This is a genomic window from Mucilaginibacter sp. (assembly GCF_039207105.1).
Classification (GTDB): domain Bacteria; phylum Bacteroidota; class Bacteroidia; order Sphingobacteriales; family Sphingobacteriaceae; genus Mucilaginibacter.
Genome location: NZ_JBCECK010000312.1, coordinates 1 through 2,247, shown reverse-complemented (window position 1 = coordinate 2,247; position 2,247 = coordinate 1). Strand labels below are relative to the sequence as shown.

At 40.5% G+C, this 2,247-nt stretch carries 3 protein-coding genes and 1 pseudogene; all 4 read left to right on the top strand.

Going from position 1 to position 2,247, the window contains the following annotated elements; all coding sequences use genetic code 11:
• The coding region (gene nrfD / locus AAGC65_RS26010) for an NrfD/PsrC family molybdoenzyme membrane anchor subunit (RefSeq protein ID WP_343115367.1) at positions 1–783 on the top strand (783 nt) is incomplete at its 5' end.
• 6 nt (positions 784–789) lie between these two features.
• Entirely contained in the window at positions 790–1,326 is a 537-nt protein-coding gene (locus tag AAGC65_RS26005; protein WP_343115366.1) for a DUF3341 domain-containing protein, read from the top strand.
• Complete coding sequence (locus tag AAGC65_RS26000; protein ID WP_343115365.1) at positions 1,310–1,894, top strand: cytochrome c; 585 nt, start codon at positions 1,310–1,312, stop codon at positions 1,892–1,894. Before AAGC65_RS26005 ends, AAGC65_RS26000 begins: the two co-directional genes overlap by 17 nt.
• A gap of 13 nt (positions 1,895–1,907) precedes the next feature.
• Positions 1,908–2,247: pseudogene (locus tag AAGC65_RS25995) on the top strand (quinol:cytochrome C oxidoreductase); the annotation flags it as partial.

The following is a 2,247-nucleotide window of genomic DNA, read 5'->3' as shown; positions in this document are numbered from 1 at the left end:
TCAACACCACTGGTACTTTCAGTACACACTATTGTATCAATGGACTTTGCTACATCCCTTGAACCGGGATGGCACACTACTATTTTCCCTCCTTATTTCGTTGCGGGAGCGATCTTCTCAGGTTTCGCGATGGTGCAAACACTATTGCTGGTAACCAGAAAAGTATTAGGATTAGAAAACTACATTACCATGTTCCACATCGAATCAATGAACAAGATCATTCTTGTAACAGGTTCGGTAGTAGGTGTGGCTTATATCACTGAGTTCTTCATTGCTTACTATTCAGGCGGCGAGTATGAGCAATATACTTTCTTAAACCGTTTCATCGGTCCGTACTGGTGGGCAGGTTGTATGATGTATGGCTGTAACGTATTGATGACCCAGATGATGTGGTCTAAAAAAGTTAGAACAAACATCCCGATTTCATGGGTACTGTCTATCATTGTAAACATCGGTATGTGGTTTGAGCGTTTTGTGATCATCGTGGTTTCTTTGCACCGTGATTATATTCCATCAAGCTGGGCTATGTTTTACCCAACCTGGATAGATGTGGGTGTGTTTGTAGGTTCAATAGGTATATTCTTTACCATGTTCCTGTTATTCATAAGGGTATTACCTTCAGTGGCTATTGCCGAGGTGAAATTATTATTGAAGAGCTCAAGTGAACAGGCTAAGAAGAAACAAATAGCCGAAGGGCATTTTGATCCACAGCATATAGAGTTCTACAAAGAGAACTTGATCAAGTTTGATAGCGTTGACCATTCTGAATACGAAAAAGCATAATTACTAATGAGCAGCACCAAATATATATTAGGCGTTTTTGATGATCCCGATGAAATGATGCACGGGATTGATAAACTACAAAAGAATAGTGTCCCTATTTATGATGTTTATACGCCGATGCCTATCCACGGTATTGACGCTAAACTGGGCATAAAAGATTCAAGATTAGGCTATGCAGCATTTATGTTTGGCTGCATGGGCGGAACAACCATTTTTACCTTGGTTTACTACTTTTTAGTACATGACTGGCCAATGGACATTGGTGGTAAAAACTTTTTTGCCATCCCGGATTTTATCCCGGTAACTTTTGAGTGGACGGTATTATTTGCTTCATACGGTATGGCATTTACCTTTTTCTTTGCAACGCACCTTTTCCCTGGCCGTGCGCCAAGAGTAATGGACTTAAGAGCAACTAACGATAAGTTTGTAATTGCTATTGACGCCAAAGGAAATGTACCACACGAGGATATCAACAATATATTAAAAGAAGCAGGGGCAGTTGAAGTTAAGCATAACGACAGAAAATATGTTAGCTATGAATAAATTTAGAATATTAGGAACTATAGTTATCATTATCGCGACCTCGATCGTAGTAACGTCGTGTAAGGATAAAAGGAGTACCGGATGGGAGTACGCGCCTAATATGTATGAGCATATTGCATACGATCCGGATCAAAAAAACCCGAATTTTAAGGATGGAAAAACCGCGCAGGTACCACCAGCCGGAACTATACCAGTGGGTTTTACAAAATTTGATTATCCAAACACCAAGGATGGTTACGAATTGGCCAGTGTTGAGGTTAAAACTGTGATTGCACAAACCCAGGCGAATTATAAAGACGGGAAAATTTTGTTTGAGCACTTTTGCTCTCCTTGTCATGGTGTTAATGGTCAGGGCGATGGTTTAGTGGTACAACATGGTTATCCGGCTCCGCCGTCATATTCAAAAGGCCAATCATCACGTGGTGGTGCTATGAAAGATTTAACTGACGGTAAAATATATCATACGATTACTTATGGTGTAAACGCGATGGGTTCTTACGCTTCACAGCTGGCCCCCGAAGAACGCTGGAAAGTGATCATGTATGTTCACCATTTACAAACTTTATAAGAATTAGAATTTAATGAATACTCATAATAGTTTAGACGAACAATTTGTTTTTACCGGTAAGGTAAAAACATGGAGTTTAGCTGCCATAGCCGTTGGCGTTTTACTTGTAGCCATTGGTTTTCTTACCGGCCAAGGTGAGCGCACATTTGCAAATTTGTTGCTGATGGGGTATTATTTTACCTGTGTTTGTACGGCAGGAGTATTTTTCTGTGCCTTACAATATGTAGCTCAGGCAGGTTGGTCAGCATCTTTATTGCGTGTGCCACAGGCTTTCGCGAAAGTTTTACCGATTGCTGCTGTTATACTCCTGGTAATCATATTGGCAGGCTTGAATTTAACACACACCACAGAAA

Coding starts and splice junctions, on each gene's coding strand:
- AAGC65_RS26005 (WP_343115366.1), top strand. CDS start 790: ATGAGCAGCACCAAATATATATTAGGCGTTTTTGATGATCCCGATGAA.
- AAGC65_RS26000 (WP_343115365.1), top strand. CDS start 1,310: ATGTTAGCTATGAATAAATTTAGAATATTAGGAACTATAGTTATCATT.